Annotated in this window: 29 protein-coding genes; 27 read left to right on the top strand and 2 right to left on the bottom strand. The window is 33.4% G+C overall.

The window, feature by feature from the left end; all coding sequences use genetic code 11:
- Nucleotides 1–9: 9 nt before the first annotated feature.
- The 16 genes from ACY3IT_RS00860 to atpC are packed head-to-tail and all read left to right on the top strand — an operon-like array spanning nt 10 to nt 11,904.
- Nucleotides 10–1,194, top strand: a complete 1,185-nt coding sequence (locus ACY3IT_RS00860) for an NAD(P)/FAD-dependent oxidoreductase (RefSeq protein ID WP_463082907.1) — start codon at nt 10–12, stop codon at nt 1,192–1,194.
- Nucleotides 1,184–2,104 carry an alpha/beta hydrolase gene (locus ACY3IT_RS00855; protein WP_463082906.1) on the top strand — a complete coding sequence of 307 codons (921 nt, stop codon included), beginning with the start codon at nt 1,184–1,186 and terminating at the stop codon, nt 2,102–2,104. Before ACY3IT_RS00860 ends, ACY3IT_RS00855 begins: the two co-directional genes overlap by 11 nt.
- Complete coding sequence (locus tag ACY3IT_RS00850; RefSeq protein WP_463082905.1) at nt 2,091–3,047, top strand: S1C family serine protease; 957 nt, start codon at nt 2,091–2,093, stop codon at nt 3,045–3,047. Before ACY3IT_RS00855 ends, ACY3IT_RS00850 begins: the two co-directional genes overlap by 14 nt.
- Nucleotides 3,044–3,640, top strand: coding sequence for an IMPACT family protein (locus tag ACY3IT_RS00845; protein WP_463082904.1), 597 nt, complete (start codon nt 3,044–3,046; stop codon nt 3,638–3,640). The genes ACY3IT_RS00850 and ACY3IT_RS00845 overlap by 4 nt, the downstream gene beginning before the upstream one ends.
- Nucleotides 3,621–4,568 carry an acetoin utilization protein AcuC gene (locus ACY3IT_RS00840; protein WP_463082903.1) on the top strand — a complete coding sequence of 316 codons (948 nt, stop codon included), beginning with the start codon at nt 3,621–3,623 and terminating at the stop codon, nt 4,566–4,568. The genes ACY3IT_RS00845 and ACY3IT_RS00840 overlap by 20 nt, the downstream gene beginning before the upstream one ends.
- Nucleotides 4,569–4,572: 4 nt before the next feature.
- Nucleotides 4,573–5,025, top strand: coding sequence for a GatB/YqeY domain-containing protein (locus tag ACY3IT_RS00835; RefSeq protein ID WP_463082902.1), 453 nt, complete (start codon nt 4,573–4,575; stop codon nt 5,023–5,025).
- Nucleotides 5,025–5,486: a tRNA (cytidine(34)-2'-O)-methyltransferase gene (locus ACY3IT_RS00830; RefSeq protein WP_463082901.1), complete on the top strand. Its 462-nt coding sequence runs from the start codon at nt 5,025–5,027 to the stop codon at nt 5,484–5,486. Before ACY3IT_RS00835 ends, ACY3IT_RS00830 begins: the two co-directional genes overlap by 1 nt.
- A 10-nt stretch (nt 5,487–5,496) precedes the next feature.
- On the top strand, nt 5,497–5,703 hold the full coding sequence (locus ACY3IT_RS00825) for an AtpZ/AtpI family protein (protein WP_463082900.1): 207 nt from the start codon (nt 5,497–5,499) through the stop codon (nt 5,701–5,703).
- Complete coding sequence (locus ACY3IT_RS00820; RefSeq protein WP_463082899.1) at nt 5,678–6,019, top strand: hypothetical protein; 342 nt, start codon at nt 5,678–5,680, stop codon at nt 6,017–6,019. The genes ACY3IT_RS00825 and ACY3IT_RS00820 overlap by 26 nt, the downstream gene beginning before the upstream one ends.
- Entirely contained in the window at nt 6,003–6,665 is a 663-nt protein-coding gene (gene atpB / locus ACY3IT_RS00815; RefSeq protein ID WP_463082898.1) for a F0F1 ATP synthase subunit A, read from the top strand. The genes ACY3IT_RS00820 and atpB overlap by 17 nt, the downstream gene beginning before the upstream one ends.
- 14 nt (nt 6,666–6,679) lie before the next feature.
- Complete coding sequence (locus ACY3IT_RS00810) at nt 6,680–6,937, top strand: ATP synthase subunit c family protein (RefSeq protein WP_463082897.1); 258 nt, start codon at nt 6,680–6,682, stop codon at nt 6,935–6,937.
- 17 nt (nt 6,938–6,954) lie between these two features.
- The gene (gene atpF, locus ACY3IT_RS00805; RefSeq protein ID WP_463082896.1) at nt 6,955–7,692 is read left to right on the top strand and encodes a F0F1 ATP synthase subunit B; all 738 of its coding nucleotides are present in this window, start codon (nt 6,955–6,957) and stop codon (nt 7,690–7,692) included.
- Nucleotides 7,689–9,218 carry a F0F1 ATP synthase subunit alpha gene (locus ACY3IT_RS00800; protein ID WP_463082895.1) on the top strand — a complete coding sequence of 510 codons (1,530 nt, stop codon included), beginning with the start codon at nt 7,689–7,691 and terminating at the stop codon, nt 9,216–9,218. Before atpF ends, ACY3IT_RS00800 begins: the two co-directional genes overlap by 4 nt.
- Nucleotides 9,190–10,062: an ATP synthase F1 subunit gamma gene (atpG, locus tag ACY3IT_RS00795; protein WP_463082894.1), complete on the top strand. Its 873-nt coding sequence runs from the start codon at nt 9,190–9,192 to the stop codon at nt 10,060–10,062. The genes ACY3IT_RS00800 and atpG overlap by 29 nt, the downstream gene beginning before the upstream one ends.
- A 1-nt stretch (nt 10,063) precedes the next feature.
- Nucleotides 10,064–11,461: a F0F1 ATP synthase subunit beta gene (gene atpD / locus ACY3IT_RS00790; protein WP_463082893.1), complete on the top strand. Its 1,398-nt coding sequence runs from the start codon at nt 10,064–10,066 to the stop codon at nt 11,459–11,461.
- 2 nt (nt 11,462–11,463) lie between these two features.
- Nucleotides 11,464–11,904: an ATP synthase F1 subunit epsilon gene (atpC, locus tag ACY3IT_RS00785; RefSeq protein ID WP_463082892.1), complete on the top strand. Its 441-nt coding sequence runs from the start codon at nt 11,464–11,466 to the stop codon at nt 11,902–11,904.
- Here the strand turns inward: atpC and ACY3IT_RS00780 are convergent.
- Entirely contained in the window at nt 11,885–12,472 is a 588-nt protein-coding gene (locus ACY3IT_RS00780; RefSeq protein WP_463082891.1) for a glycerol-3-phosphate responsive antiterminator, read from the bottom strand. The genes atpC and ACY3IT_RS00780 overlap by 20 nt on opposite strands.
- Before the next feature lie 172 nt (nt 12,473–12,644).
- Between ACY3IT_RS00780 and ACY3IT_RS00775 the strand changes: the two genes are divergently transcribed.
- Both ACY3IT_RS00775 and ACY3IT_RS00770 read left to right on the top strand, forming a co-directional pair.
- Nucleotides 12,645–15,755: a FlgD immunoglobulin-like domain containing protein gene (locus tag ACY3IT_RS00775; protein ID WP_463082890.1), complete on the top strand. Its 3,111-nt coding sequence runs from the start codon at nt 12,645–12,647 to the stop codon at nt 15,753–15,755.
- A gap of 23 nt (nt 15,756–15,778) precedes the next feature.
- The gene (locus ACY3IT_RS00770) at nt 15,779–16,654 is read left to right on the top strand and encodes a PorV/PorQ family protein (protein ID WP_463082889.1); all 876 of its coding nucleotides are present in this window, start codon (nt 15,779–15,781) and stop codon (nt 16,652–16,654) included.
- A gap of 47 nt (nt 16,655–16,701) precedes the next feature.
- On the opposite strand, the gene ACY3IT_RS00765 is transcribed toward ACY3IT_RS00770, so the two are convergent.
- Nucleotides 16,702–18,162 carry an RtcB family protein gene (locus ACY3IT_RS00765; RefSeq protein WP_463082888.1) on the bottom strand — a complete coding sequence of 487 codons (1,461 nt, stop codon included), beginning with the start codon at nt 18,160–18,162 and terminating at the stop codon, nt 16,702–16,704.
- A gap of 101 nt (nt 18,163–18,263) precedes the next feature.
- Between ACY3IT_RS00765 and ACY3IT_RS00760 the strand changes: the two genes are divergently transcribed.
- From ACY3IT_RS00760 to mnmE, 9 genes are all read left to right on the top strand, one after another.
- Nucleotides 18,264–18,668: a secondary thiamine-phosphate synthase enzyme YjbQ gene (locus tag ACY3IT_RS00760; RefSeq protein WP_463082887.1), complete on the top strand. Its 405-nt coding sequence runs from the start codon at nt 18,264–18,266 to the stop codon at nt 18,666–18,668.
- Between the two features lie 246 nt (nt 18,669–18,914).
- Nucleotides 18,915–19,463: a cysteine hydrolase family protein gene (locus ACY3IT_RS00755; protein WP_463082886.1), complete on the top strand. Its 549-nt coding sequence runs from the start codon at nt 18,915–18,917 to the stop codon at nt 19,461–19,463.
- Entirely contained in the window at nt 19,460–20,644 is a 1,185-nt protein-coding gene (locus tag ACY3IT_RS00750; protein WP_463082885.1) for a nicotinate phosphoribosyltransferase, read from the top strand. Before ACY3IT_RS00755 ends, ACY3IT_RS00750 begins: the two co-directional genes overlap by 4 nt.
- Nucleotides 20,645–20,723: 79 nt before the next feature.
- Nucleotides 20,724–20,858 (top strand): 50S ribosomal protein L34, encoded by a 135-nt coding sequence (gene rpmH, locus ACY3IT_RS00745; protein WP_012547104.1) that lies wholly within the window; start codon nt 20,724–20,726, stop codon nt 20,856–20,858.
- Nucleotides 20,859–21,218: a ribonuclease P protein component gene (rnpA, locus tag ACY3IT_RS00740; protein WP_463082884.1), complete on the top strand. Its 360-nt coding sequence runs from the start codon at nt 20,859–20,861 to the stop codon at nt 21,216–21,218.
- Nucleotides 21,211–21,468: a membrane protein insertion efficiency factor YidD gene (yidD, locus tag ACY3IT_RS00735; RefSeq protein ID WP_463082883.1), complete on the top strand. Its 258-nt coding sequence runs from the start codon at nt 21,211–21,213 to the stop codon at nt 21,466–21,468. Before rnpA ends, yidD begins: the two co-directional genes overlap by 8 nt.
- Nucleotides 21,469–22,098 carry a YidC/Oxa1 family membrane protein insertase gene (locus ACY3IT_RS00730; protein ID WP_463082882.1) on the top strand — a complete coding sequence of 210 codons (630 nt, stop codon included), beginning with the start codon at nt 21,469–21,471 and terminating at the stop codon, nt 22,096–22,098.
- Nucleotides 22,099–22,105: 7 nt separating this feature from the next.
- On the top strand, nt 22,106–22,723 hold the full coding sequence (gene jag, locus ACY3IT_RS00725; RefSeq protein ID WP_463082881.1) for an RNA-binding cell elongation regulator Jag/EloR: 618 nt from the start codon (nt 22,106–22,108) through the stop codon (nt 22,721–22,723).
- Entirely contained in the window at nt 22,720–24,081 is a 1,362-nt protein-coding gene (mnmE, locus tag ACY3IT_RS00720; RefSeq protein ID WP_463082880.1) for a tRNA uridine-5-carboxymethylaminomethyl(34) synthesis GTPase MnmE, read from the top strand. The genes jag and mnmE overlap by 4 nt, the downstream gene beginning before the upstream one ends.
- Nucleotide 24,082 lies beyond the last annotated feature (1 nt).

The following is a 24,082-nucleotide window of genomic DNA, read 5'->3' as shown; positions in this document are numbered from 1 at the left end:
TTATAGTATATGAAATATTTTATTATTGGTAACGGGGTTTCAGGAATAACTTCAGCAGAATTAATAAGAGAAAAGGATAAAGAATCCGAAGTAATTATTATTTCTGAAGAAAAATATCCCTATTATGCAAGGCCACAACTTATAGAATTTTTAGCAGGAAATATTAAAAAAGAGGAAATTTTCTTTTATACTGACGACTGGTACAAAAGTAAAAAGATTAATGTAATATTGGGAGAAAGAGTATTAAGGATAGATATTTCTAAAAAAGAAGTTGAAACGAATAAGGGAAAATACAATTATGATAAACTGCTTATTGCTTCTGGAGCAAGACCTCAAATACCTCCTCTTGAAAACATAAATGTAGAAGGTGTTTTTACCCTTAGAACATTAGATGATGCCTTAAATATTCTTTCCTATATAAAGGGAAAAGAAACAGCAATACTTTTAGGTTGTGGCCTTTTAGGGCTAGAGACAGGAAGGGCTTTATATCAAAGAGGTCTAAAAATTATTGGATTAGAATTTTTCCCAAGACTTTTACCCAGACAGCTTGATGATGAGGGTAGTAAAGTACTTCAAAGTATTATTCAATCTAAATTTGGTTTTAGCTTTTATCTTGGAGTAAAGGCCAAGAAAGTATTAGAAAATAATGGAAAATTTGTAGGGATTGAATTAGAAGATGGCAAAATAATAAACGGCGATCTACTTATAATTTCTGCTGGTATTATACCCAATGTGGAATTTGCAAAAAATTCGGGAATAGGAGTAAATAAAGGAATAGTTGTAAATGACTATATGGAAACAAGTGCGGAAGGAATTTTTGCTGTGGGTGACTGTATAGAGCATCAAGGAAGAATTTATGGCATTATTCCAGCATGTTTGGAGCAAGCCAGGGTAGCTGTAGAAAATATGATGGGAAGAAAAGTAGAATATAAAGGTACTATTCCTCTTAATTCCTTGAAAGTTACAGGAATAGATCTTACTTCTATTGGAGAGATTAATCCAGAAGGAGAAGTTTATGAAATAAAGGTTAATAAGAATAAAGAAGGTTTTTATAGAAAGCTAATATTTAAGGATGATAAGCTTGTTGGAGCTATTCTTCTTGGTGATAAAAGGAAATATGTTAACAAAGTTGTGACTCTAATAAAGAATCAAGAGATCGTTGAGGATAAGGAAAAGTTACTGTATGAGGAATAAATTACTTTGTATTTTATTATTCCTTTTATTAGTTTTCCTTTGTTGTGGTTTGTCTTTAGATTTTCAAGAATTTGCTAAAAGAATAAAAAATATGGATAATGATGTATTATATTTTAAATCCTATGATGGCACTTCTATTGCATATAGAATAGTAAAAACGGATAATTCAAAGGCAACTTTGATATTTATTCATGGTATTTCTGTTTATGGTAAGTATTACCTCCCTTTTGCAAAAGCCTTGGCTGATTTAGGGATAAAGGTTTATCTTCCTGATATAAGAGGACATGGAAGGTCAGAAGGAAGAAGAGGAGATTCCCCTGATTTTAAGTCTCTTTCGGAAGATATGTATAGATTTTACGAGATTGTAAGGATGGAAAATCCTGGTTTACCAGTTTACCTAGGTGGCCATAGTATGGGAGCAGCTTTGACCCTAAAATACTTTATGGAGTATAATTTAAATCCTGCAGGTTTGATTCTAATATCTGGTGGATTACCAGTAGAAAAGATCTCTACTAATAGTAATAATATTTTGAAAATAAAGAATACTACCAAAATATTTCAATTCTTATCTTTTTTATTCCCTCATTTTAGGATTATTTCATGGGATCTTCCTGAGGGAGTGGAGGATAAACTTTTAGTTAATAATTACTCTTTAGCCTTTTTTAAATCTGCCTTTCCAGATTCTGTTAAGAAGATATGGGATAGTCTGTATGTTCCTACTCTTGTAGTGGTGGGAGATAGAGATAAATTTTATAATAGGGATGAATTATTTAAAATAGCAGAAAAATATAAAAGGAATAACATTACCTTTGTAATACTTCAAGAGACAGATCATTTTGATGTTTTAGAGAAAAGTATAGGGAAGATTTATCATTGGATTTTAGGGGGTTCAAAAGATGGAAGACTATGAAAAATTTTTAGAAGCATACTCTAATGCTTTGGTAAGGGTAGTGGAAAAGGTTAGTCCTGCTGTTGTTAATATTGATCTAAGTCAAAGTACTTTTATTCCATTCTTTTTTGGTCCTCAAGAGATTAAAGGCTTTGCCTCTGGTTTTATCTTTACTTCTGATGGATATATCCTTACTAATAGTCATGTTACTCGCCAAGCTACAAAAATTCAGATAACTCTTTCAGATAGAAGATCATATAATGCAGAGCTTGTGGGAGAAGATCCTCAAACAGATCTTTCAGTGCTTAAGATCCCCGAAAAGGATCTTCCTTATTTGGAATTGGGAGATTCTGATGCTTTAAAGGTAGGACAGATTGTTCTTGCCATAGGAAATCCCTTAGGATTTGGGCATAGTGTTACCAGTGGGGTAATAAGTGCTTTAGGGAGATCATTAAGAAGTTATAGTGGGCATCTTATGGAAAATATTATCCAAACAGATGCAGCCCTTAATCCTGGAAGTTCTGGAGGACCATTAGTGGATATATATGGAAAAGTTATAGGAGTGAATACAGCGATAATACAGGGTGCTCAAGGAATATGTTTTGCTATTCCTATCAATACAGCAAAATGGGTAGCTGGTCTTCTTATAAAGGAGGGTAGGGTAAGAAGAAGTTATCTTGGTATTATAGGTCAAAGTGTAGTAATCCCAAGAAAATTGAGGGATATGTTAAATTTGAAGCAAGAAGGTGGAGTATATATTATAAGAGTAGCTCCATCAAGCCCTGCTCAAAAGGGAAACTTACTAAGTGGTGATATAATAATTATGGCTGATAATGAATTAATAAATAATATTGATGATTTACATAGATTTTTGAGTCATACACCACCAAACAGTAAGGTTATATTCAAGGTTATAAGAAATGAAAAGATAAGGGAGTTAGAGATAATACTTGGAAGCGAATGAGTCCTGTAGAAAAATATCTAACAGTTGAAAATGAAGAAACCTTTGAAGTGAAAATTCAAAGATCTCTTTTCATAGGCATAATAAAACCATTGGAAACAAATCCCTCTGATATATTAAAAGGTGTGAAAGAAAACTACAAAAATGCTACCCATTATTGTTATGCTTATAGAAAGGTAACTGGGGAAGAGTACTTTTCTGATGGTGGAGAACCTACTGGAACAGCAGGAATTCCTATATTGAATGCTTTAAGAGAGAAAGATTTATATAATATAATAGGTATTGTGGTGAGATATTTTGGTGGGATTAAATTAGGTGTTAGAGGACTTATTGATGCTTACCATTTTACAATGGAGAAAACCATAGAAAAGGCTAAAATTGTAAAAAAGATAGTTACTGTCAACTATAGAATTAAGGTTACATATAAAGATTTCCCTAATATAAAGAGGGAACTTATTAAAAATTTTTCCTGCGAGATAGATGAGAATTTTGGTGAAGATGTGGTTTTGGAAGTAAAGGTACCTATATCTTTAAAGGAGGAATTTAGAGAATATATTTCTAAAAGGGGGGTAGAAATTGAAGAATACGGAGAGTAGTTTTATCTGGGGAGAAGAATCTTTACTCTATTCCTTTCCAGAACCTCATCCTATGAATAGAAGAAGATTGGAATCTTTTAAGGAAGAATTAGAAAGAAGAGATACTTTGATAAAAAGAGAAACTCCTCAAATAAGTTCCTATGATGATTTACTGCTTTTTCAAACAAAAGAATATGTAGATTTTGTGATTGAAAAATCAAAGACAGGAGAGGGTTATTTGGATTATGGAGATACACCTGCCTTTTTAGATTGTTATGAGGCGGCCTCTTATGTAGTAGGTTCTTCCTTAAAAGGGATAGATCTCATAATGGAGGGAAAATATAAAAGAGTTTTTGTACCTATGGCAGGTTTGCATCATGCAAGAAGGAATACTGCTGCGGGTTTTTGTATATTCAATGATATTGGAGTGGGTATTGAGTATTTGAGAAAAAAGTATAACATTCAAGATATTCTCTATATAGATGTTGATGCCCATCATGGGGATGGGGTTTTTTACGAATACGTGGATGATCCTCATCTATACATTGCAGATGTTCATGAGGATGGTAGATTTCTCTATCCAGGTACAGGGAAAAGGGATGAGAGAGGAAAAGGAAATGCTTTTGGTACTAAGTTGAATATTCCTTTGCTTCCTGGAGCTTCTGATGATGAGCTTTTACTTGCTTTAGAAGAGATTAAAAATTTTGCTTGGGAAATTAAGGTTGATTTTATAATTCTACAAGCTGGAGTAGATGGACTTTCAGGTGATCCAATTACCCATTTAAATTACAGTGTGGAAGGTTATGGGAAATTTGTAAAAGAAATAATAGATCTTTCAAATATGGTGTGTAATGGAAAACTATTGATACTTGGCGGTGGGGGTTACAATCCTGAAAATACAAAAAGAGGTTGGATTAAAATTATAGAAATACTGGAGAAGGAGGATTAAAACAATGCTCTATGAAAAGATCACAAAAGATTATATGACTGCTCTAAAAAACAAAGATAATTTTAGGGCAGAAGTTTTAAGCACTTTAAGATCTGCAATCAAGTATAGAGAAATTGAGTTAAGAGAAAAGGGTAAAGAATTAGATGATGGAGAAGTGTTAGAGGTAATTAAGAAGGAGCTTAAAAAAAGAAGAGAAGCTATTGAAATGTATAATCAAGGTGGGAGGCTTGACCTTGCTGAAAAAGAAGAGAGGGAATTAAAGATTTTAGAGGAATATGTACCAGCAGAGCTATCAGATGAGGAATTAAGGATAAAGATTAAGGAAATAATAGAGAAAGTTGGAGCTACTAATATCAAAGATATGGGAAAGGTTATGAAAGAAGCAATTTCTGGATTAAAAGGATTGGCTGAAGGAGAAAGGATAAGAAAGATAGTAGAGGAGCTTCTCAAAGGTTAATGAAGCATAATCTCCATGTAGTACTTATAGAACCACAGATTCCTTATAATACTGGTAATATTGGCAGGTTATGTGTGGCAACTAATTCCAAGCTTCATTTAGTTGGTAAGCTTGGTTTTTCCTTGACAGATAAATATTTAAAAAGAGCAGGTCTTGATTACTGGAGTTATCTTGATTACGAAACTTACAAGAGTTGGGAAGATTTTTATGAGAAGAATAAAAGGGGAAGGTTTTTCTTAGTTGAATTTCCTGCCTATAAATTTTATACTGAGGTAGAGTATAGAGAAGGAGATTATCTGATATTTGGATCTGAAGATGAAGGAATACCAGAGGATATTGTCAATAAGTATTGGGAGAATTCAATAACTATACCCATGTTTGGTCCAGTTAGATCTTTAAATTTATCAAATTCAGTAGCTATAGTGGTTTATGAGGCGTTGAGACAGATAAAAAAATTTTGATTTTAAAAAAATGAATAAAAAGAAACCTAAGAACATTTGGGAGATATTTAATTTTACTTTTGCCCTTGGAACAGGGCTTCTTGGTTCTTTGTTGGTTAGTATCTTTATAGGATATTATTTAGATAAAGTTTTTGGTACATCACCTGTTTTTCTTTTAGGATTTACAGTTCTTGGAATATGGGTAGGTTTCCGTGATATCTTTAGATTTCTACGGTAAATATTTGAAGATTGCCTTTATAGGAGTACTGATAGGACTTGTTTTCTTCTTTTTATATCCTCCCATATCATCTTTGATTTTTGGATTATGTGGTAGTATAATAACTTTTTGTTGGTTAGCTTATGATTTAAAAAGGTATGGAATAGGAGGATATAATAGAAGTATAATAAAAAGATATGGAGTTTTGATTTTAGCTTTTTTATTAAGTTTGAGAGCTGGCTTTGTAGGAATTATATTATTTTTAATTGGCTATTTAATAGGGCAAGGATATATGATAATAATAACATGGAGGAATAAGGATGGAAAAAGGGCCTGAAATAGGACCTCGAATTATAGGAGAAATCTTTGGTATACCTATTACTGACACTTTCATATCTCTACAGATTATATCTCTAATAGTTCTTGTTCTTTTATTTTGGTTTAGTTATAAACCCAGAGAAGAGCTTACCACTAAGGAAAATATTGTTGAAACTCTTGTTGAAATGTTCAAAAGATACATTACTGGTTTTTTACCTGAGGATGTAGCAGATAGACACCTTGCTTTTTTTGGGACTCTTTTTTTATTCATCCTTATATCAAATTGGTCTGGCTTTATACCGGGTTTTACTTCTCCTACATCCGACATTAATGTAACAGCAGGTCTTGCTATAGGTACTATTTTGTATATTCAATATGTAGCCTTTAAAGAGAAGGGAATAGAATATTTTAAGAGTTTTATCTCACCTTCTATCCTATTTCTTCCTATAAATATCCTTGAGCAGATAACCCGTCCTGTATCTCTTGCACTGCGACTTTTTGGAAATATCTCTGGTGAACATATTGTTCTTGGAATAATTACTATTCTTGCACCTTTGATTGTTCCTGTACCTATTATGGCCTTGAATATGTTTATGGGATTTATTCAAGCTTTTATATTTACAAGCCTTAGCGCTGCATATCTTGCAGCAGCTTTAGAAGAGTAAAGGAGGTAAAGAATATGATCGTATGGGTAATTATTGTTTCTATTGTTACAGCAGGTTTTTCTGTTGCATTAGTAGGTATGAATGCTACAAAGGCTCAGGGAAATGCAGCTGCAAGTGCTTTTGAAAGTGTGGCTCGACAACCAGAGGCTGCTGATCAAATTAACCGTATGCTTCTTTTTGCCCTTGCCTTTATTGAGACTATTATGATATTTACATTAAGTGTAGCTCTTATACTTCTTTTTGCAAATCCTCTTTTGGGAAAAATCTCATAAATTAAGAAGGGAAAAATATGTTTTCATTTAGTCTTCTCACTATAATATCTACTATTGTAAACCTGCTTGCTCTTGCCTGGTTAGTTAAAAGATATCTTTTAGGTTCTATCATTAGGATAATGGATGAAAGAAAACAAAAGATAGAAAGTGCAATTTTAGAGGCAGAGACTAAATTAAAAGAGGCAGAAGAATTGAAAAAACAAAGAGAAGAACAGCTTTCTCGTGCAAGAGAGGAGGCATCTAAAATTATCCAAGAAGCAGTGGATACTGCTGAGAAGATGAAGAGGGATATACTCCAGAAGGCAGAAGAAGAAGCAGAGAGAATTATTATAAGAGCTCATGAAATATCGATGGCAGAAAGAAAAAGAGCCTTGGAGATAGCTAAAAAAGAGATTTTGGATCTATCCAAGATTATTATAAAGGAATTCTTCAGAAGGTTCTTACCCGAAGGTACGGAAGAGCTCCTTATTATTAAATTTGTTAATGGTATGAATTTAGTAATTTCTCAGGTAAAACCAAATGATTTGGAGGAAGTTAAATTTATTTCTTCGGATAATATCAAACCCTCATTGAAAGCTCAGATTGAAGAAAAATTGAGGTCAATTCTTCCAGGAGGTTATAAACTTTCTTTTGAGGTAGATCCTAATATGGGTCTTGGTTTTAAATTATTGATAGGAGAATTTCTTATTGATAATTCCTTAGAGTATCATCTTTCACAAATTTATGAACTCCTAAAAGAGGTTGAGAATATATGAGGGAGGAAATATTACGCTTTCCTATAGGAAGAATTGAAGAAAAATTAAAAGAATATGATTTTTCTCCAAGAATATCTAATATTGGTTATGTAAAAAGTGTGGGAGACGGAGTAGTACAGGCTACGCTTTTGAACTCAGCTTTTGTAGGAGAGATGGTAGTCTTTGAATCTGGGGTTGAGGGTCTTGTACTTAGTTTGAAAGAAGATACAGTTGGAATAGTTCTTTTTGGAAAAGACGAATATGTAAAAGAAGGAGATATAGTATACTCCACTGGTAAAATATTACAAGTGCCAGTTGGTAGGGGATATTTGGGAAGAGTAATAGATCCTCTTGGAGATCCATTAGATGATGGTGGGCCTATTTTCCCTGAGAGATATATGCCTGTGGATAGGGAAGCGCCAAGTATTTTTGATAGAGAGCCTGTAAAAGAGCCTTTGTATACAGGTATAAGAACGATAGATGCTTTAATTCCTATTGGACATGGGCAAAGAGAGCTAATATTAGGGGATAGACAGACTGGAAAAACTACAATTGCTATTGATACTATTATAAATCAAAAGAATTATGGCACCATCTGTATTTATGTAGCTATTGCTCAAAAAAGGACAAATATTGCAAGGCTTGTGCAAACTCTGAGAGAATATGATGCTCTTTCCCATACTATAGTAATAGCAACCTTTCCTGATGAAGCACCCGCATTAAGATATATTGCTCCTATGGCAGGATGTGCTATGGGTGAGTATTTTATGCATCAAGGGGAAAAGGTACTTGTAGTTTATGATGATCTTACAAAACATGCTAATACTTACAGAGAAATAGCATTACTATTGAGAAGAACACCTGGAAGAGAGGCTTATCCTGGGGATATTTTCTATCTTCATGCTCATCTTTTAGAGAGAGCTGCCAAATTAAATAAAAGATTAGGTGGAGGAGCTCTTACTGCTTTACCAATTGCAGAAACCTTAGCAGGAGAAATTGCAACTTATATTCCTACAAATCTCATATCTATAACTGATGGACAAATCTATCTTGATACATCTTTATTTAATTCAGGTATTCGTCCTGCCATAAATGTGGGACTTTCGGTATCAAGGGTAGGTGGTTCTGCTCAACCAAGAGGAATGAGACAAGTTGCTGGAAGATTAAGACTTGATCTTGCTCAATATAGGGAATATGCAATGTTCCTTGAATTTGGTACAGAACTTGATATGGCTACTCAGAAAAAGATAGAAAGAGGCAAAAGAATTGAGGAAATTCTTAAACAAGGTGCTCATGAGGTACAGCCAATAGAAGAACAAATTATAACCTTTTATCTTGCTAATGGTGGATTTCTGGACTCTTATCCTGTAGAAAAAGTTAAGGATGTGGTAGTTAAATATATTGCTTATCTAAAACTTAAGGCTTCGTCTCTATTGGTTTTACTAAGACAGCAATTAGAATTATCAGATCAAATAATTTATCAACTTCATACTACATTTCAGGAATTTCAAAAAGAATATGCCAACCTTACAACAACTCAGGCGTAAAGTAAAGACCATACAAAATATAACTCATATTATCCATTCTATGGAAACCCTAAGTATGGTAAAGATTAGGGCTCTACAGGATAAAGCTTTAAGATTGAAGCCTTACACAGAAGAGCTTTATAGGATATTAGAAGAGATGGTTGTTAGAATTCCTGATGAGTATTTGAATCATCCTTTTATAAAAGAAAGACCTATATTCAAAACAGGAATCTTAGTTGTTACATCTGATCTTGGATTTTGTGGAAGTTATAATTTACAAATTATAGATGCATTGGAAAAATTTTTAAATAATAGAAAGCTTCAAAACTTAAACTTTTATGTAATTGGGTCTCATGCTAAAAGGTATCTTTCTCAGAAAAAGCTAAATATTAAGAAAACCTACTTAAAATTTTTAGAGGATACATCCTTCTCCCATGCTCGGGTTCTTGCAAGAGAACTTATTAATGATTTTCTTGAAAAAGAGATAGATGAGCTTTATGTTATTCATTTTGATTTTATAAATATTGTGAGACAAGAGGTTAAAGTACATAGAATTCTTCCTATGATTCCTATAAATTTGGAAAATAAAAAAGAAGAATTTTTTATATTTTTGCCTTCCTTATCTTCCATATTAGATCCTCTTCTTAATGACATAATAGAGACTCAAATTCACCAGATAATTCTTGATTCAGCAGCCAGTGAACAAGCTTTTAGAAGATTTGCCATGAAAAGAGCACATGAGAATGCACAAAAGGTATACTCAAGATTGTTATTTCAGCTAAACCAAGTCAGACAAACGCAAATTACCAGAGAGCTTTTAGATATAACTTCCAGTATGGAAACTTTAGAAAAAGAGGTGAAATGATTTGGAAGGAAAAGTTGTGGCTGTAAATGGTCCTGTTGTTGATGTTTATTTCCAATATGATCTACCCAGCATATATGAAGCTCTAGAAGTAGAGAACCCAGTCAAGAAGGAAAAGCTTATTCTTGAAACAAGAATTCTTTTAGGGGAAGGAAAAGTGAGAACAGTGGCTTTAGGTTCTACAGAAGGTATAAGTAGAGGTCTTATGGTGAAAAGGACCTTTCATCCCATAAGAGTACCAGTAGGAGAAGATGTTTTAGGAAGAGTAGTTAATGTTTTTGGTGAGCCAATAGATGGGGGAGATAAGATTGAAGGAGAATTATCCTCTATAATAAAGTCAGCCTCTGAGTTTAGAAGAGTACAACCCTCCTATGCTATCCTTGAAACAGGGATAAAGGCGATAGATTTACTTACACCCTTCCCCAAAGGTGGTAAAATAGGACTTTTTGGGGGTGCTGGGGTTGGAAAGACAGTTTTAATTATGGAATTAATACATAACGTAGCGGTAGCTCATGGTGGGATATCAGTTTTTGCAGGTATAGGAGAAAGATCTCGTGAAGGGAATGAATTGTGGTTAGAGATGAAGGAATCAGGGGTTTTGTCTAAGGCAGCTCTTGTTTTTGGGCAGATGAATGAACCCCCTGGAGTTAGAATGAGAGTACCTCTCACTGCTCTAACTATTGCTGAATATTTTAGGGATTATTTAGGTAAAGATGTGCTACTTCTTATGGACAATATTTTCCGTTATGTTCAAGCTGGGTCTGAAGTTTCTTCAATGTTAGGGAGAATTCCTTCTGCTGTAGGTTATCAACCTACTCTTGTTACAGAGCTTGGTGAAGTGGAAGAAAGAATTTTATCTACAGATACTGGTTCTATTACAGCTGTCCAAGCAGTTTATGTTCCTGCAGATGATTTAAGTGATCCAGCTCCTGCTACTATCTTTTCTCATCTTGATTCTACCCTTGTCCTTTCAAGAAGTATTGCAGAAATGGGTATTTATCCTGCGGTGGATCCTCTTGCTTCTTCTTCTCAAATATTAGAGCCAAAGTTTGTAGGATATGAGCATGCAGAGGTGGCAAAAAAAGTAGTAGAGATATTACAACATTATGAAAGTCTTAAAGATATTATTTCCATATTGGGAGTGGAAGAACTTTCTGAAGAGGATAGAATTATAGTAAATAGAGCAAGAAAAGTACAACTTTTCTTATCTCAGCCTCTTTTTGTTGCAGCCCATTATACAAATATACCGGGGGTCTATGTACCAAGAGTGAAGACTATTGAAGGTTTTAAGGCTATTGTTGAGGGAGAAGTGGATGATCTCCCTGAAGATGCTTTCTATATGGTTGGTACTTTAGAAGATGCCAAGAAAAAAGCTGAAGAGCATGGTGCTCTCATGTATTAGCCATGAAAGAAGATGTTAAGAAGGAAGTATATTTAGAGATTGTAACACCAGTAAAAGTAATATATAGGGGATATGTAAATTCCATTATTGTACCGGTAGAGGATGGCATGATTGGAATCTTACCAAGACATGTAAATACATTGGCAAGAATTATCCCTGGAATTCTTATTTCAAAAACTGATAAAGGATCTTCTTATTTTGTAGTAGGTAAAGGATTTATGGAGTTTATTAGAGATAAGGCATATGTTATTACCGATAACGCAGAGATGATAGAGAAAATTGATTTTCATACTTTAGAAAAGGAAGAAAAAGAGCTAAGAGAGAAACTAAAAGAAACCCCAGATAAAGAAACCCGCGACGAGATTAAATATGCTCTTCTTTTAAACTCTTATAAGAAAAGAGCTCTCCAATTATTCTTAGAGACTAAAGATTCCACAAAGTGAAAGAAGTTGTAGATATAGCTGTTGCTCCTGCTGCAAGAATTTCCTTTGCTTCTTCTGGAGTTCTTATTAATCCTCCTGCAATTAATGGGTATGGAATCTGACTTTTTAGCTCTTCTCCTAAATGAATAAAGATGATTCCAGGAAGGATTTCTACAAGATCAGGTTCTGCTGTTTGCATGATCTTTACACCGGTGGCTAAGGCGGAAGAATCAAGTACAAAGAATCTTTGTATGGCTATCAAATCTTCTGCTTTTGCTTGCTGTATTAAATTGGATCTTGTGGTAATAACCCCATCTATTCCTACCACATCTCCCAAATATCTTAAAGCATATTTGTCTTGTGCCAAACCCTCTAATAAATCTAAATGGATAAATACTAATTTATTATGAGCTTTTATCTCTTGTACAATATTGGGTAAAGTTAGGACATTTGTTTTTAACAAAAATAAGACCTTTGATTTACTTTGAAGAGCTTGAGGAAGTCTTTCCTCTTCTCTAACAGCGGCAATAATAGGACTTCCCTTAATAACGTCCAGGAATTCTTTCACACTGATTTTTTTATTTTCCATTTCTCTCCCCTCTTACAAAGATTTTTTAAAAAACTTATAATCTCTTGTTTTTATTATATCAGAAAAAGCAAGGAAGTGTAAAGGATTAAAGAAGTTTAATGGGGTTAATAAGGATTTTTGTGATATAATATCAACAAATTCTTAAGATTGAGAATAATTAGGGGAGGGATTTATGTATAGAAAAGTTTTATTTTTAACAATTTTTTTATTTTTAATTATTGATTATACTTTAGCTCAAACTATTACTTGGCAATCCGGTTATCCAAAACCCCTACCTGGGGGAAGTATCGAATTAAGATGGAATGCTGTTTCTGGAGCTACAAGTTATACAATTTATAGAATTGAAGGTGATGGAAATCCATATCCATCTTATACATACTTTACTGTAACTTCTAATGTATACACTGATACAAATACCACAGATGGCGTTTTATATAGTTATGTTGTAGCAACTAAAGTATCAGGGACAACATATACTTCTCCTATTGTTTCTGTTAAAGCTGACAGGACAAAACCATCTATTGAGAATCTCTCTGCGTCTCCTAATCCATTTTCTCCTGATGGGGATGGTTTTAGAGACATGGTTAATATATCATTTTATATAAGTGAATATGCTACAGTTACAGTTACTCTCATGGATAGTAATAATGCAACTTATACATTACTTGATTGGAATGGAAGAATTTGTCCGGTCCCTGGTACATATAATTTGGAATGGGATGGCTATTTTGGTGGTTCCTTGGCTAAGGAAGGAATAATTATTTATACAATAACTGCTGCTGATTATGCAGGAAATGTTAATACAGCATCTAGTAAATTGATCTTAGATATTCCTGATGTGGAAGTTTCTAATCTTATAGGAACACCTAATCCTTTTTGTTCTATGTTAGATCCGAATAAACCATTTTATAAGGCTACGTATACCAAACCTTTTACAGACACCTATGGGAATGAATTTAACAGGGATCCATCTTTTTATCTTGATCAGGAAGGTATAACCATAGGTAGTATAGCTCTAAGCTTTGACATAAAGCCTTATACAGCATCTTTGACAAATGTGAAAATATCTGTTGTTGATGGTAATAACAACGTGGTAAGAACTATGGCTTTTGAGAATGTAACAAGTCCTGCAACATTTTATTGGTATGGTGAAAAGGATTTAGAGCTTGTTAAAGAGAAACCGGAAGATCTAACTACTTGGTATTATAAGATTGTGGGAAATCCTCCAGGAAATTATAAAGTTATTTTAGAGCCAATATATACTATCATAGATTCTACCAGTAATACTGTTATTAATGTTCCCCTAAAACCTTTAATAACAAATATCACTTTAGGAGAAGTTATAGTTGTACCAGAAGATATAACTCCTCCTAAAGTCCTCTCAATATATCCATCTTCGGGGTCTTTAGTGAGTAATATATCCAGTGTTTTTGCTATTTTAGATGATGGAGGAGGTATTGGTCCAGATTTAGAAAAATCTGCTATAAGGGTAAGAGATAATATTGGAAGATATGTAGGGGGAATTCAATCTCATAATGGTCATGATACAATTTATTGGACATTTACTAGTGCTCTTACAACTGGATATTATACTATAGAAGTAGAACCAATAGATAAAAAGGGAAATAAAGGAAGCTTGGTAACTTCAAGTTTTATTATAGATAATTCTTCCCCCCAATTTATAGATGTAGAGCCTAAAGGGGCTATAATTGGGACATCGGAGATAAGAGTTAATTATAAGGATGAAGGATCTGGTTTAAATCTTTGGGATAATTATCCTTATTCTCCTGTAGGCTCTTATATTGAACTCTTTACTCCAAATGGAAATTCTCAAAAAATATTATTTAATAAAGATAAAACCACATCTATATTAGCTGTAGCTGATATACCTTCATCTATAAATATGATTGATGGAATATATAATATGGGCATCTATTTAATAGATAAAGCTGGAAATTCTACATTTACCACATCCACCTTCTTATTAGATACGACCCCACCTTATGTTATAAATTCTTCTTTAAATTCTACTACCCTAAACTATACATTTACTCAAATTCAAGTATCAGTTGGGGATGCTGGTGTCGGAATAGATTTATCTCCTGTAAAAACCTTTGTAAAAATTTCCTCAGCATCTGGTACTATCATAGCAGGGCCTGAAATAGCTGGAACTTATACCTATACCTCTATTACTCCTAATAATGCAACTCTAATATTAAATATCCCTTCAGGCTATAATCTTACAGAAGGAGATTATTATCTAACTATAAGACTTACCGATCTTCTTGGGAATACTTTCTTTAATACCTCAAAAATTACAATAGATTTGAGCCGTCCCGTTATAATTTCAGTCTTGCCAACTGGCAATGTATCAAAAGTTGAAAAAATAGAAGTAAAATATATAGATACAGGTACAGGAATTGATATTACAAAGTCTGGAATAAACTTAGTTACACCCATAGGTAATTTTCCTTTAGCTTTTGATCCTACTTTATCTGATAAGAACCTACTTGTAGTACCTATATCATCTGATATTTTGGCTCAAGACGGAGTTTATAATATGGCTATAACTCTATATGATATGGCAGGAAATTATACTATCACCTATACTTCCTTTACATTAGACATGAGTAAACCTTATATAGAAAGTACCTATCCTACAAAGAATGCTATACTCGTATTACCGCCCTCTCAAGTATCAGTGGTAGTAAAAGATAATACTACTGGAATTGATACTAACATTTATAAGACATACATAAAGCTTAGAGATCCTAATGGAATGGAAGTTGGGACATATACATATCAGATTTCCTCAGATTCTCGTACAGCTACTCTTACTGTAAATACTACTTCTTATACATGGACTAAAGGCATTTATACTGTAATCTTAAGGGCTACAGATAATACTGGTAACTCTGTAGATGATACCTATACTTTTACCTTAAATTTAGAAGCTTCTTCAACTGCTTCTGGAGATGTTATTGTAACGCCATCTATCTTTTCTCCTAAGAAAGGGTTACTTAGAATAGATTTCCAAGTACAGGCTTCTTTTGGAAATATATCAGAGGTTAAAATAGATATATACAGTATGAACGGTACATTGGTAAAGACCATATATAGTAGAACTTTTACTAGTGTGCAAGCTCAAGATACTGTAACATGGGATGGTAAGGACAATTTAGGTAGATTAGTGCCTAATGGTTATTATCTCGTAAAGATTACAATTAAAGAGTCAAATGGGGCGATTAAATATAAATTTAAGGGATTTGTTGTAGTTAAGTGATAATTTTTAGGAGGAGAGTTAAAATGCGAAAAATAGTGTTTCTTATTTTAGCTATAACAATTTTATCCTCTGGATCTTATGCTCAAACCTATGGGGGTTTTTCTGAAGGACCTTATCTTTCATGGAGTCCAAGGGCTATGGGTATGGGAGGTGCTTTTATAGCAATAGAAGGAGATATTAATGGGATTACATATAATCCAGCATCAATAGCAAGACTTTATAATTCTCAATTTTTTATCTCCTATAATTATTTAGGTTTAACTCCGGAAAGTCTTGGTTTTAGCGGACCTAACATAACAGGTACTATTATATCCTTTGCTGTACCTGATAAGGGAATGTGGGCAAGTGCATTATATTATAGTAGAATTTCTCCTGATGAAGAATTAGGAGTACCCTATTCTGAGAATGTGTTAGCCTATTCTATAGGTAAAGTTTTGTTTTCTAATCTTTCTGTAGGAATGAATATAAAAAGAATGTGGGCAGTTTTACCATCTCCTTATAATTCAGAAGGCTTTGGTATAGATTTAGGAGTAATATTTAAACTTACTCCTCAAGTTAAAATTGGAGCTGTAGTTTATAATCTTTATAATAATGTGTCATGGTCTGATGGAACAGAATCTTATGATGAACCAATAACACCAAACATCAAGGTTGGACTTTCATATCAATCAGAAAACTTAGCAGTATCTGGAAATGTTAGTATTCCATCTTTAAGTTTCCAGATTGGTGGGGAATATTTGTTTAGGAAAGTCGTATATGTGAGATTAGGATGGAATGTGGATTCTCCTACTTTTGGTCTTGGTTTTAAAAAGGATAATATAGTAATTGATTATGCTCTTTTATACTCTTTAAACTTGGGTGGATTTTACCATAGAGTAGGGCTTTCTATGAGTTTTTGAGGGAACTATTTTAAAGGGGAAGGGCGCTTACGTCCTTCCCCTTTTTTCTATCCTTTAATTACAGCTAATGGTTTCATCTGAGCAACTCTTTTTGAAATTTCTGCGTTATGTACTACATTTACCACATCTACTACATTTTTGTAAGCTTCTGAAGCCTCTTCTACTATAGAAGCCTTAGATGCTGCTTTTACTATAATCCCTCTTTCAAGTAGCTCCCTTTCAATATCCGAAGCTCTTAAGCCACTTTTTAAAAGCTTACTTCTGCTTTGGGTTCTTCCTGCTCCGTGGCAAGTAGATCCAAAGGAGAGTTCCATTGCCTTAGGAAGACCTATAAGAAGAAAAGAAGATCTTCCCATATCTCCGGGTATTATCACTGGCTGACCTATATCCTTGTAATCTTCTGGAAGGTCTGGATGTCCTGCTGGAAAGGCTCTTGTAGCTCCTTTTCTATGTACTATTACCTCTTCTATTTTTCCATCAATATCGTGTTCCTCTAATTTGGCAATATTGTGGGCCACATCATAAATAAGCCTCATTCCTAAGGATTCAGCCCCCTCCCTAAATACTTTTTCAAATACCTCTCTCACCCAGTGGGTTATCATTTGTCTATTTGCCCAAGCAAAGTTGGCTGCACAAGACATGGCTGAGAAATAATCTTGACCCTCAGGAGAATCAAAGGGAGCACAAGCAAGTTGTTTATCAGGTACTTCAATGCCATATTTTCTCATGGCATTAGACATTACTCTGATATAATCTTCTGCTACCTGGTGTCCAAGACCACGAGATCCTGTATGTACCATAATTACTATCTGATCTGGAAAGATTCCTAACTTGTCAGCTATTTCTGGCTCGAAAACTCTGCTAACTACCTGAATTTCCAAGAAGTGGTTTCCTGAGCCCAAAGTACCTAATTGATACTCTCCTCTTTCCTTTGCTTTTTTGGATACCTTATCTGGATCTGCATATGTTAGTCTTCCTCTTTCTTCTATATGTTCTAAATCTTCTTTCCATCCATAACCCTGTTTTACAGCCCATTGAGCACCTTTTTCAAGTACCTCATCAAGTTCTTTACCTTTTACCCTCAGATCTCCTTCTGAGCCTACACCAGCTGGTATCTTATCAAAAAGCTCATCTACCAACTCTCTTATCTTTGGTAAAACATCTTCTTTTGATAAATTAGTTCTTATCAATCTTACACCGCAATTTATATCGTATCCTACACCTCCTGGAGAAATAACCCCTCCCTTTTTCTTCATAGCTGCTACTCCACCTATAGGAAATCCATATCCCCAATGGATATCTGGCATAGCTAAAGAGTATTTTAGTATGCCAGGTAGAGATGCAACGTTGGCTACTTGTTCTGGAGATTGGTCTTTAACGATATCTTCCATTAATTTTTCATCAGCAAATATAATCCCCGGTACCTTCATAAAAGGCTTATGATCCTCAGGTATCATATATCTATAATCATCTATCTTAATAAGTTTTCCTTTCCATTCATTTCCCATTTTTTATTACACCCCCTAAAACTTTTGTATTTCTAAATCTTCCTAATATTTATTATAATGAAAAAATAGGAAAAATAAAAAGAAGGGAGGAAAGCAGGCTTATGTTTTACGAAATCTCCGTATCTACTCCTCAAAAGGTGGCTCTTGTAGATATAACAGATAAGATTGAAGAAGCTATAAAGAAAAGTAATGTAAAAAATGGAATTTGTTTCATTTTTGTCCCTCATACTACAGCAGGAATATTAATAAATGAAAATTATGATCCTAGTGTGGTGAGAGATATTATATCTACTTATGATAAGATAGTTCCCTCTAACATTCCCTATGCTCATGCTGAAGGAAATTCTCCTGCTCATATTAAGAGTACTATTGTAGGGACAAATACCTTTCTATTTGTAAGGGAGGGTAAGCTTAATCTTGGAACTTGGCAAGGAGTCTTTCTTGCGGAGTTTGATGGACCAAGGTATAGAAAAGTGTGGGTTGACATATGGGAAGAAAAGGAATAAACTTATTTATAGTTAGTACTTATAGAAAGGGGGGAAAAATAAGATGGCGTGGTATTGGTGGGTGTTGATAGTTATTGTGATTATTCTTCTTATTTGGTATTTCATGAAGGGGAAGAAATAGGATTTTAATTTTCTAATTTTTAGATCATTCTTGAAGGAAGGTCTATAGAGGCCTTCCTTCTTTATTTATATTTTTTATTGTTATTGTTATAATAGAAATCAAAGAGAATAGAAAGGGGGAGTATGATGCGTCCTGCTTTAATTATAGTGGATATGGTAGTAGATTTTGTTACAGGAAAGTTTGGTAATCCATATGCTCAAGAGATAGTTCCTAATATTAAGCTTCTTATTGAAAAAGCTCATGAGAAAAATATACCTGTTATCTATTTAAGAGATTCTCATTCTGAGGAGGATAAAGAGCTTTCCTTATGGGGAAAACATGCTATGGAAGGAGATAAAGGTTCTGAGATAATACCTGAACTTGCCCCTTCTCCTCAAGATTATGTAATAAATAAGAAAGTTTATAGCGGTTTTTATAAAACAGATCTTGAAGATGTTTTAAAGAAACATAATGTGGATACAGTGATACTTACAGGTACAAGCACCCATATATGTGTACTTCACAATTCTGCTGATGCCTTTTTTAGAGGATTTGAGGTGATTGTTATTTCAGATGCCACAGCATCTTTTGTCCCCGAAGAGCATGAAAGAGCTTTAAAATATATGAAAGATATTCATAATGCAAAGATATATACAACTCAAGAATTTATAGAAAAATGGGAGGAGATAAATTGAAAGAATTTTTGATTGCAAGACCAGAAGAAATAAAGAATGGTTTATGTACTGATGCCTATTTTTTAAGGACTGAAGAGGTATTAGATGGTTTAAGCAAAAATCCTCAAGTAGTAATGGAACTTTTTACAAAAAGTTTTCCTGATGAAAATTATCACTTTGGAATAGTTCTTGGAATATATGAAGTAGCGAAGCTTTTAGAAGGCCTTCCAGTAGATGTTTATTCCATGGAAGAGGGAGAGATATTCTTCCCTTATGAGCCTGTGCTCCAAATAAGGGGAAAATATAGAGATTTTGCTCGATATGAAACTGCTATATTAGGGTTTATCTGTTTTATGTCAGGTATTGCAACAAAATCAGCTCGTGTAAGAATTGCAGCAGGAAATAAAAAGATATATAGTTTTGGGACTAGAAGACAACATCCATTTTTAGCTCCAGTAGTAGAGTATGCCACATATGTGTCTGGATTTGATGGAGTATCTAATGTGTTAGGGGCAAAGTATATTTATAAAACTCCTGTTGGCACTATGCCTCATGCATTAATTTTGATTATAGGAGACGAAAAAGAAGCTTTTTCAGCTTTTGATCAATATGTAGATCCTAAAATACCAAGAATTGCCCTTGTAGATACCTATGGTTCTCCTACTATAGGTGCATTAAATGCTTTGGAAGCTTTGAAAGATAGGCTTCAAGGTATAAGAATAGATAGTAAAGATTTTTCTTATCTTATAAAAGATATTAGATGGGAATTTGCAAGAAGAGGTTATAATAATATTCAGATATTTTTGAGTGGGGGTCTTGATGAGTATGAAGTAGAAAAATACAGAGACTTGGTAGATGCCTTTGGAATTGGAACAAGGGTAGCTAATGCTCCAGTTATAGATTTTGCATTAAAAATCGTAGAAGTAGATGGGAACCCAATTGCTAAAGTGGGTAATATGCCAGGTGCAAAACAGGTTCAGAGAAGTGAAAATTTTAACGATACTGTAAGACTTCATACTTCAGAATTACTTCCTGGTAAAAAGCCTCTTTTAAAGCCTCTTATATCTCAAGGTAAGATCATAAGAGACTTTGAAGAGACAGATAATATTAGAAAGAGAATATTAAATAATATCAATTCTTTACCCGAGGAATTTAAGATTATAAAAGGAGGAAAGAAATACATTCCCGAGTTTTTACCTTGACGATAAAAGCCTTTTTTGTTAGTATTACTTTGTATCCCTAGAAATACAGAAATTTTTAAAGAAAAGGAGAGGGTAAGGAATGAAGAGGACTTATCAGCCTAAAAAACATCATAGAAAAAGAGTCCATGGTTTTCTTGCCCGTATGAGAACTCCCGGTGGTAGAAGAGTTATAAAAAGAAGAAGAGCGAAGGGAAGAAAGAGATTAACAGTATAATTGAGACTTTATTCATTTCCAAAAGAAGAAAGGTTAAAAAGACAAGAAGATTTTTTACGTATTTTAAGAGAGGGAAGACCTTATTCCCTCTCTAAGAATTTTGTTGTTTATATAAGAAGAGGAGAAAAAAGAAGAATAGGGATAAGTGTAAGTAAAAAAGTAGGGCCTGCAGTTGTTAGGAATAGAATAAAGAGACTTATAAGAGAAGTATATAGACTTCATAGACCTTACTTAAGTGATGATGCAGAGATTCTTGTAATAGTTAAGCCAGGAGAAAATATAGAAAATATTAATTATCATAAAATGAAGGATATGCTATTAAATATATGGATAAAAGCTGGTATTTTAAGGGATGCTTAAGAAATTGTTAGTTTTAGTTATAAAAATATATAAAAGATTTATATCTCCTATTTTACCTTCTTCCTGTCGTTTTTATCCCACATGTTCTTCCTACGCCTTAGAAGCCATAGAAAGGTTTGGGGTTTTTGAGGGGAGTATTCTTGCTATAAAGAGAATTTTGAGGTGTCATCCTTTTAATCCGGGTGGTTATGATCCTGTACCTACAAAAGAAGAATTATTAGAATTGAAATTGCAAAGGAGGAATAAATAAATGATAAATGCTTTAGCAAATGGTTTAGGATATCTTTTGGAGCTTTTTTATAGTTGGACTGGGAATTATGGGGTTGCCATAATATTTTTAGTGATTCTTGTAAGGATTATTTTATATCCATTAACTCATGCCCAATTAAGAAGTATATATCTTCAGCAAAAAATACAGCCTGAGATAAAAAAGATTCAGGAGAAATTTAAAGATGATCCTCAAGAAATGAATAAGCAGATTATGATACTTTATCAGCAGTATAGAATTAACCCGATGATGGGGTGTTTACCTCTTCTTATCCAATTTCCAATTCTTATTGCTTTGTACCAGCTTTTATTGAATTATAAGTATACTGTAACTCCCAGTTTTTTATGGATGTCAGATCTCACTAAGCCAGACTATCTTCTTTTGATTATCATGGCTATTGTAACTTATTTTTCTGGGATATTGTCTTCTTTGTCTTCAACACCAGAGCAAAAGAGACAGCAGCAAATTATGAATATCTTTACAACCTTACTTTTTACTGGAATGTTTCTGCTTTATAAAGTACCTGCTGGTGTGATGCTTTATTGGCTTGTATCTAGTTTATTCCAGTTACTGCAACAGTATATAGTATTTAGGCTCCATAAGGAGGGCTAATACTGATATGAAGGAGATTGAGATAGAGGGCAAGACCTTAGAAGATGCTCTTCTCAAGGCTAAAGAGATTTTGGAAGTTCCTCTTGATAAGATAGATTATAAAATTATTGAGTATGGAAGAGAAGGAATTTTAGGGATAGGAGCAAGGCCTTTTCGCATATATGCTTGGATAAAGGAAATTCCTGAAGATATATTAAGGAATTTTATAAAAGAAATCTTAAAAATGTTAAATGTTAAAGCCAAAATAAAGATATTAAAGGAAGAGGGGAATATAAAAATAAGTATTGAAGGGGATAATTTAGGAGAATTAATTGGTCCTGCAGGAAGAACACTTTCATCCTTAGAGTATATAATCCGTCTTTATGCCTCTAAAATGCAGATAACCGATATTATTACCTTGGATATTGATCATTATAGAGAAAGGAGAGAAAAGTATTTAGAAGAGTTGGCAAGGAAGATAGCTGCTAAGGTAAAAAAAGAAAAGAAAGAGTACAAACTAAAACCTATGACTCCAAAAGAAAGAAGAATAATTCACTTAACTTTGCAAAATGATCCTGATGTAATTACATATAGTGAAGGAGAAGATCCATATAGGTATGTGGTTATAGCACCTAAGGAAAAATGAAAGATACAATTACAGCTATAGCTACCCCTCTTGGTTATAGTGCTATTGGGATAATCCGAATAAGTGGACCACAGGCTATAGGAATTGCCAAGAAAATTTTTTTACCTATCAGAGAGAAGGATCTTGAAAAAGTACCTTCTCATACTTTACATTATGGAAGAATCTACTATAATGATGAGTTCATTGATGAGGTACTTTTAGCTGTTTACAAAGGTCCAAATTCCTATACAGGCGAGGATATGGTAGAGATATTTACCCATGGGAGTCCTATTATTCTTGAAGAAGTTTTAAAGATTATCATTAATGAAGGTGCTCGAATAGCAGAAAAAGGTGAATTTACCAAAAGAGCCTTTTTAAATGGAAAGATTGATCTTCTCCAAGCAGAAAGCATAAATGAAATTATAAGGGCAGAAAGTAAAACGTCATTGAGGATAGCTCTATCAAAATTGGAAGGTGACACTTCCAAAAGGATAAGAGAATTAAAAGATAGAGTAGAATTTTTAAGAGTACAATTGGAAGCCTCCATAGATTTTCCTGAGGATGTGGAAGAGAAGGAGAAATCAGAGTGGATAAGAATATTGGAAGAGATTAAAAAAGAGGTAGAGGAACTTTTATTAAAGGGGGAGAAAGGTGATTTAATTAAAGAAGGCTATAAAGTTATATTAGTAGGAAAGCCAAATGTGGGAAAGTCAAGCCTTTTTAATTCTTTAGTGAGGGAAGATAGGGCAATAGTAACACCAATACCAGGTACTACAAGGGATTATATCGAAGGAGAGATTTATTTATCTGGTTATCTTATAAAAATTTATGATACTGCGGGTCTTTCTATTCCCCGTGATATATTGGATAAATTGGGAATGGAAAAAACTAAAAAGATCCTTGAAAAATCAAATATTATTCTTTTTGTACTTGATGGAAGTCTTGAAATTACTGAGGAAGAAAAGAATCTTTTTCAAGGGATAATGAGTTATGAAAATAAGAAAGTTTTGTTAGTTATCAATAAAATAGACTTACCTTTGAAAATTGATCTATCCTTTTTCCCTGAGAATATAGAAAGGGTATACGTGTCTGCTAAAAATAATATAGGTATTGATAGATTAGAAGAGAAGCTTAAAGAATATATAATTGCAGAAGAATCTATAGATGGATTGTTTCTAAATATATATCACAAAGAAGAGCTAAAAAAAATAAATAACTTAATAGATGAGTCAATAAAAACCTTGAAAAATTTTAATGCTATTGATATACTTGGGTCTTTTCTTTATGATATTGAAAGATCATTAGGGAATATGTTAGGTGAGGAAGTATCCTTAGATATTGTGGATAAGATATTTGAAAACTTCTGTGTTGGTAAATAGG

The sequence above is a fragment of the Dictyoglomus sp. GBS genome (assembly GCF_055179815.1).
Note: the sequence above shows the minus strand (reverse complement) of the source record. Positions and strands in the feature narration are given on the sequence as shown.